Consider the following 7,354-nt stretch of genomic DNA (forward strand, 5'->3'; position numbering starts at 1 on the left):
TTGAAGACTTTGAGCAGGATGGCCCTAAGATTCTTATCATTTTAGACAATGCAAGTATTCATAAAAAGGCAGAGATTCTAGAGAAGATAGCGAAGGAGATGCCCAACATTGTTTTAGAATTTCTGCCACCCTACAGTCCGGACTATAATTTAATCGAGTTAGTTTGGCACTCTGCAAAGGAATTCATTGCCAATCGTCTATTTGAGTCGATTGAGGATTTAGAAGCGCTTGTTCATAACCTATTGAACGAAGGGCAGCTTGTCATCAACTGGGATCGCAAGATCAAAAATAAAGGAAACACAATCAATGCAATTTAAATGCATATCAGCTTAGCAGGGTTTGATAATCCTGTTCTAGCTGCTCTCGTTCCTTAGGCTTTTGGCCCTTAAAAAACGCCCCCACCTTCATCAACCCTGCCAACCGTGGCCCCTCCAAAAGAGCCTCCACCTGCTGCCAAGCTTGGTACTTGCGGCTCATCTGGTCATCATCGGTGGTGTCTGTCTCCTGAATAGAGCGGCGATAGTTTTCCACCTGTCTCAGTTGTTCCCGTACCTGGGCATCGCTATCGAGGAGAGACAACTGGGCCACTTTCGTAAAGCTGCTAATCTCCGAGCGCGTTAGCCCCACCAACGAATCGCCATCCTTGAGGGCATGATCCACAAAGGTAAAGGGGCGATCATTGGAGAGGGTCAACAACCACAGCGACAGCTTGGCCAGGTTCACCGCAAAGGGGTTCTTATCCACCCCATAGAGACACCGCTGGGCCACCAGCCGACGGGCCATCAGGAGCGGATCCAAAGCTCCCCTCGGTGTGGCCTTCTCCCGTTCCCACGCCTTCACCAGTTCATCGGCCAACTGCCGACAGGTTTCCACCAGGAAGGCCCCAGACCCCATCGCAAGGTCACAGACCTTAAGGGATAGAATCTGCTCTGCCGTGGGGTGTTCTCCAAGCTGGCTGAGGATGGGCCGTAGCGTCGTTTCCACAATGGGTTGAGTCAGTTTTTGGGGCGTATAGTGGGAACCCGACCGCCGCCGTTCCTCTCCCGGCTGCAAATACAAACTCCCCATCGGGAGAACGCTAGGGGTGCGATGGGAGATACGACGATCTAAAGCGGCTTGTAGGTCAAGGATGGTTTTAGCCGCCTTCACCGCCGTCGCCACCTTGCCCTCAGCTTTGCACTCGGCCTCTTTCAGCATGGAAAGGCGATCCGCTGGCTTCCTCGCGAGTAACGCGGCCAAGTCAATCACGACATCCTTGGGACGTACCGCCAGGGATGGGCCTGGGGCAACCTCCACCTCAAAGCCCATAATCCCTTCATACACGGAACCAATTTCTTCAACACTCAGGGCGCGATAGGACAGCCGATCACCCTTGAGCATCAGCAGCTTATCCAACATCCGAAACACCACGCCATCAGACACTTGAGGGAGATGGGAAATGGCGTCTTTGGGCTTCTGCCGCCCTTCTAGAAACGGGTAGGCATCGGGGTCAAACAGTTGGCCATGGCGGGCCGGGAGATAGTCTTCATAAGGGCCACCCCCCTCATACACCAGCCGAAACAAACTCAGCAGCCCCGCCCACGCGCCATAGCGTTGATCCATCGTGTCGGGATAGGTGCCGTTCTCTTCCACCAGGCGCTCGTACAGCCCCAACACCGAATAGTGCTGGCCGTAGATCTCATCATCGGGCATCACATCCCGCTCTTCGGCATAGAGCAAAAAGACCAGCCGCATGAGCGTCGTGATTAAGCCCCCATAGATGTGTCGGCGTCCCTCGCGGTTCTGGGATAGTTCCTCCAGAATGGGGCTTTGCACCATCTTGTAGGCGCTCTCAAAGCCCCGTAGCAACTCCCACAGGGCATCCAACACCTGAGCGGCTAATTGCTCTGACACCATGGCCTGAGCCTTGCGGCTGGCCTCTAGAACCTTGGTCAGGCGTTGCTCTGGCTGGCTGGCCAGTAGGCTGTTCCGCCCCAACAGCATTTCCATCGCCCCGAGGATGAGCCGCCCCGAGACTTCCATCATGGCTTGCACGGGAAAGGTCAGATACCCCGATGCTTCACCACGGGGCGCATAGACCAGGCGGATATGGGTGCCATTGAAAATTAAGCCGACGGGTTGCTGCTTCTCCCGCAATAACCGCTCAAACTTCTGCTGAGGGGTCGCTTGCCACTTCTGTTCAGAGCCGGGTTCATCCTGATCTAACTCCCAGCCCAAGGGCACGACCTTCACCAGCATCACCCAATCCCCGGCCTTGTCCTTCACCCCGTAGGTAGGCTCCAGGGTTTCGCCATAGTCCGGGAGGTAGAGAGTAAAGTCCTGGGGGAGTGGGGTGTCTCCAAAACCCGCAATGGTCTTGGCTGGCCACCGCAGAAACTCAGTCAGGAAGGCTTGGAAACGATCTCCACCCAACCACGCGCCCTGGTAGTCAGGCCGCCCTGGCAGGTTCCCCTCAGTAATAAAACCCTTAAACTGCTGTTGTAGCTCTACGAGTTTGCCACGATCCAGACTGATCTGCGCCTGAACCAACGCCGTGGGCTCCACCACCAACCCCACAGGCTGGAGCATCCCAATCCATTCTTTGTGGAAGTATGTAGAGCGATCATCTTGAGCCATGGGAGTTACGGAGAATCAGGATCAGGTAAAGGGAAGGGGCTTAGCTTGACAGTGGCCATAGATAAACCAGACCAACGGGTTCAATGCGATCTGCTTTGACCTCGTAGGCTTGGCGAATGCGCTGGGGCTCTTCCTCTAGCTCCTGGTCAATCTTGCTAAGACGATCCTCTAAAAATTGCACGTCCATTTTCAACTGCCGTCGCTCCGCATCGGAAAATTCCAAGGTCAACTGCTGAACTGAATCTCGCTTGTCGGGTAGTTCCTTCTCAATCCGTTTCTTCTGGGATTGCAAGAGATCCACCATGGCTTTAGCCTCCCGCTCGCCTCGCTGCGTCAATTCTCGAATCGCCCGTTCCCTCAAGGTTTCGGAACGCTTCTCCAAGTGGGGTAGCAAATCCGCCACATCTTGAGCGGCATAGGCTTGAAATTGAATGGCCTCCTGGGGAGAAACCTGACACAGCTTAGGGTCGGCTAAGGATTGATTCAACTCTCCCAATACTTCATCCTTATCGCTGATCGTCAGGGGCCGAAGCTTGCCTCGTCCCCGTTGCTCTGGGGCGATCCATTCTGCTGCAACCTCAAGAATCTCATCATGGAGCCGTGCAGCCCGATTCCCATAGAGGGATAAACGCCCCAACACAATGACCTTTGGAATCGCTGATCGGGTTCGACATACACAGGCTCGACTGAGTTCATGGTGAACAAAGCCCTGCGACAGAAAGCGTCCTAACAGTCGTTGCACCAAGCGGTGTTCTAGGTGGAGGTGAACAAACTGCCCATCCAGACTATTCGGATCCTCGAAGATTACTGGACGGATGGATGATTCCCGCCGCCACTCTTGAAAATTTTGCCCCTTCCGTCGCGGTGCCCGTAGGCTGTCTAGGGTAGCCGCCCAGGATGGATCCCCCCCCAATTGCTGCTCTAGGTGGTCTAGATTCCAAGAACTAGAACCTGCCGTAGGCTGAAGGGGTGATATCCCCATCAACCCGAGCGAGACTGAGAGGGCATCTTGAAAATGATTGACCTCAAACCCTAGCCATTGCCTGGACTGTTCTAGAAGAATTTGCAACTCAACTTGTTGGTTCTGAAGCTTAGATTCCTCTTCCCGAACGGCTTCTAATTCCTCTTTAATCACTCGTCCCTTATCTTTAGTCTCTTGGTTATCTTGATCGGCCTGTTTAATCAGAAGACTAATCTGCTCTGCATCCTGTTGTTGAATCCCTTGTTTCAGGATGCGATCTACATTCTTTTCCAAAACTGGAGATAGGCTACCTAACTCCTTGGCAATTGTGTCTGTTTTCTCCACCAGGGTTTTCAAGACCTGATCTTCAGGTCGCTGATGATAGACGAAATAATGACAACGCACCACGGGTTCTCGTTGGAGCTTGCGGTCAATCCGACCATTGCGCTGCTCCATCCGACTAGGATTCCAGGGCACATCGAAATGGAAGAGGTCAGCACAATAGTTCTGGAGGTTAACCCCCTCCCGTGCCGCATCGGTGGCAATTAAAATCCTGAGAGGATGATCTTGAGGGTTGGCATTAAACGCGGCTTTAATCAGTTGCCGTTGTTCATCTCCCATCCCGCCATGGAAGGTCGCAATGCGTTCCTCTGCCTGGTCAGTTTGGGCAATCATCTCCTTCAGTTGGATTTCTAGATAACGCTTCGTATCGGTGTATTCCGTAAAAATTAAGACTCGACGATCATTCCAGGTCGCTCCAGGATGGCCTAGGCCAGGACAGAGATTTTCCTTGAGCCAATCAAATAACTTCAGGATTCGACCATCGGCCTGATGCCGAGCTTTTTCAGCGATCGCAGTCATTTCTTCCAACAGGTCTAATTCCCGTTGACTAATGTCTGTCTCTGAAGTAGCCTGGGTGGCCGCAGCCATCTGGTTATCTTCTTCCTGCTCTAACTCCTGCTCATCTACCTCAGCCCGATCATCATCAAACCCAACACTATTTTCCAGCAGATCATATTGATCCAGCAGGTGAGGAGCTTGGTTCGTTGCCTGTCGTTCAATACTGGCTCGGTGTACCTTTAGAGTACGGGCAAAAGCCTCAATGGACGAGAGTAAGCGCTTTTGCAGCGAGATTACCACCAGCATGGCTGCTCGCTGATTAGAGGCTGAGGTCTTTTTAAGTCGCTTCTGGCGACAGCTTCGATACTCTTGCAATAAGTCTGACAATACTAATTCAGGTGCATCTTGTGGTAATCCATCAATATCAACTGGCACCACCTTCCGTTCAGGAAAGTCTGTAATTTGAATGGCTCTAAGATCCTTCTTTAGCCGCCTTACCATTACATCCTCTAGCAGCTTCTTACTTCGCACTGGTATCCCCCGACAAAAGCGTTGGGGATCCAACATTTCAAGTAACGCGGCAAAGCTATTAGAATGGCCATTGTGGGGTGTGGCAGACAGAAATAGCTTATGCTCAAACAATGGACATAATTCTCGCACTGTCTTCGTGAGTTGAGAATCTACGGCATAACGAGCACTACTCGCGGGAGCAGCATTATGGGCCTCATCTAAAATAAATAACGTTTTGCCATCCGTAGAGCTTAACCAGTCCCTCAACGGGGCTGCATAGGTTTCATCCCGCAACAGCGCATGGGAGATGATAAAACGGTTATGGGTTTTCCATGGGTTAATGCCATATCCCCGCTGTCGTCGTTTCTGGGCCACATAGGCACGGTCAAACACCTGGAACAACAATCCAAAACGACTTTCCATTTCCTCCTGCCATTGCTGTACCACAGAAGGAGGACAGGAAATCACCATGCGTTCGACCTTCTGACGCAGAATTAATTCCCGTAGAATCAAGCCCGCCTCAATGGTTTTACCGAGTCCTACGTCATCGGCAATAAATAAAGACACCCTCGGCATTTGCAATGCCTTTCGTAAGGGTTCTAACTGATAAGCCTTGACTTGAATCCCAGCCCGATATGGAGACTGGAATAAGTTGACTTTCGTGGATGTGACACAGTTCCACCGCAGGGTGTGGAGGTAGGCTGAGAAGCGATTAGGTTGGTCAAATCCTCTTTGTCCCACGACATCCCAAGAGGAATCCCCGAGAACACGAGCATCTAGTTCTTGATTCCAAAAGACAGCAAGGGGTTGTCCCTGGGCATCGTCCTCGATACAGGCGAGATGAACGGTGGCATCTCCCTTCGATTCCTGAGGGCCTTCTACCTGCTGCACCAAATAGCGACGGGAACGAACGTGAACGACCTGACCAGGCATAGGTATTGACCGATCTTCCACCATCACGCTTCCCTCCTTAACTCATACACCTGCTGCCACTCCGCCGCCGTCACCTTGAAGTTGGTGGCGTTGGGCTGGCGCAGCACCGTCAACGACTTCAGCACCGGGTCTTGCTTTAGGTCACTGCGCAGTAGGGGCCGCTCCAGCAGCTTGTCCGTGAAGCGTAGGGTGGCAAAGGGCTTGGCTCCCAAGCGCGACTTGTCTAGCCAGTAACCGATATCAGGCGGCTCCGGCATGGGCTTGGGTGTGTCGATAATCTCTGCAATGGCATAGACCCCGGCCTCTGGCCCCGCCATCCACACCAGCACCCCATCACCGGGCTGCATCTCCTTGGCATAGCGCGTCACCAGCCAGGGCATTTGAGTGAAGTCTCGAATGCCATCCACGATGCGGTAATACTTGGGATTTCCTTGAAAGAGCCAGTAGGTCATGGGTGCAATCTTCCCAGAACATCCCCACAGCAAAACAAGGCACTAGGAATGCCTGAACACTTTGGGGGTAACGGACAACAACCAACGGGAGCGACCAGCTCACCCCTCTAGAGTACCCAACGGATTGACGGAATGCTACATTACAAAACTAAATATTCTAACCCCTGAAATTACTGTCATACCTAGGTTTCAGCCTTCCACTACTGAGGCCCACCTAGCCCACGACGGCATCATCATCGAGGTCTTTGAGGGCTTGTTCTAAGGCCATCCTCACCACCGCCGCCTTCTTGCGTTTGAGCCGGGTGGCGGCCTCAGAAAGCTGCTGGTGCAAAGACTCTGGCATATCTACCGTAAAGCGAATGATCCGTTCTTGAGATGTCGGGGTGGCGTTGGCCATAGCTTGACCCAGGGTTGATTACATCGGCGTTGCATCATTAAAACTCGGTGAACGCCTCCCGGATGCTTACGACCCTGAAACAGCGACCGAGGTCGGCGAACTCGACGAGTTGGAAACCTTTGTGGGCTCAAAAAAAACAAAATTTGGCTGTGGACAGCCGTTGACCACGTTAAGCCGGGGATTTTAGGCTGGGTCTTAGGTGACCATAGTACCGAAACCGTTACCCCACTCTGGTCTATCGTCGCGGATTGGCACGGCTATTTCTACGTTACAGATAGCTAGTCGGTATATCCCGGATTCATTCCGGAGGGCGATCAGATGGTCTGCAAGACCGATATGACTCGGGTCGAGGTCATTAACGAATCCCGGCGGCGGCACATTCCCGACGGAGCTGCGCGGTGGTCAGAGTGCGGTAGTCCAAGGACTCCACGTCCGCCACATCCACGTCCTGGGCATTCTGCAAGTCGGCCTCAGTTTCCGTGAGTCCCAGATCGAAATTAGTGAGTTCGGCAGTGGCAAACGTTTCGGACAAGCAGGACAGCGCTTCTACAGGTTCAGACGGTGCTAGAGCACGGCTCACTTGGCCATCCACCCAATGCTGAACCAGAATGCGGGCGGTTTGGCCAAGGACGTAGGCGACAACAG

Annotated in this window: 6 protein-coding genes and 1 pseudogene; 2 read left to right on the forward strand and 5 right to left on the reverse strand. The window is 52.9% G+C overall.

All coding sequences use genetic code 11. The features are described 5' to 3' along the window. On the forward strand, positions 1 to 317 hold a 317-nt coding region (locus H6G62_RS25160), incomplete at its 5' end, for a transposase (RefSeq protein ID WP_190492465.1). A 7-nt stretch (positions 318 to 324) separates the two neighbouring features. Here the strand turns inward: H6G62_RS25160 and H6G62_RS25165 are convergent. The 4 genes from H6G62_RS25165 to H6G62_RS25180 form a co-directional block, all read right to left on the reverse strand. Continuing rightward, on the reverse strand, positions 325 to 2,616 hold the full coding sequence (locus H6G62_RS25165; RefSeq protein WP_190500337.1) for a DNA methyltransferase: 2,292 nt from the start codon (positions 2,614 to 2,616) through the stop codon (positions 325 to 327). A 40-nt stretch (positions 2,617 to 2,656) separates the two neighbouring features. Beyond that, positions 2,657 to 5,884: a DISARM system SNF2-like helicase DrmD gene (gene drmD / locus H6G62_RS25170; RefSeq protein ID WP_190500339.1), complete on the reverse strand. Its 3,228-nt coding sequence runs from the start codon at positions 5,882 to 5,884 to the stop codon at positions 2,657 to 2,659. Then, a complete protein-coding gene (locus H6G62_RS25175; protein WP_190500341.1) occupies positions 5,884 to 6,312 on the reverse strand; it encodes an EVE domain-containing protein in 429 nt (142 codons plus the stop codon). The genes drmD and H6G62_RS25175 overlap by 1 nt, the downstream gene beginning before the upstream one ends. 214 nt (positions 6,313 to 6,526) lie before the next feature. Further along, on the reverse strand, positions 6,527 to 6,709 hold the full coding sequence (locus tag H6G62_RS25180) for a hypothetical protein (RefSeq protein ID WP_190500343.1): 183 nt from the start codon (positions 6,707 to 6,709) through the stop codon (positions 6,527 to 6,529). 40 nt (positions 6,710 to 6,749) lie between these two features. On the opposite strand from H6G62_RS25180, the pseudogene H6G62_RS28115 reads away from it, so the two are divergent. After that, positions 6,750 to 7,087: pseudogene (locus tag H6G62_RS28115) on the forward strand (IS1 family transposase); the annotation flags it as partial. On the opposite strand, the gene H6G62_RS25185 reads toward H6G62_RS28115, so the two are convergent. Continuing rightward, positions 7,065 to 7,354: hypothetical protein (locus H6G62_RS25185; protein WP_190500345.1), on the reverse strand; the 290-nt coding region annotated here is incomplete at its 5' end. The pseudogene H6G62_RS28115 and the gene H6G62_RS25185 overlap by 23 nt on opposite strands.

The organism is Phormidium sp. FACHB-1136, assembly GCF_014697375.1.
Taxonomy (GTDB): domain Bacteria; phylum Cyanobacteriota; class Cyanobacteriia; order Phormidesmidales; family Phormidesmidaceae; genus Nodosilinea.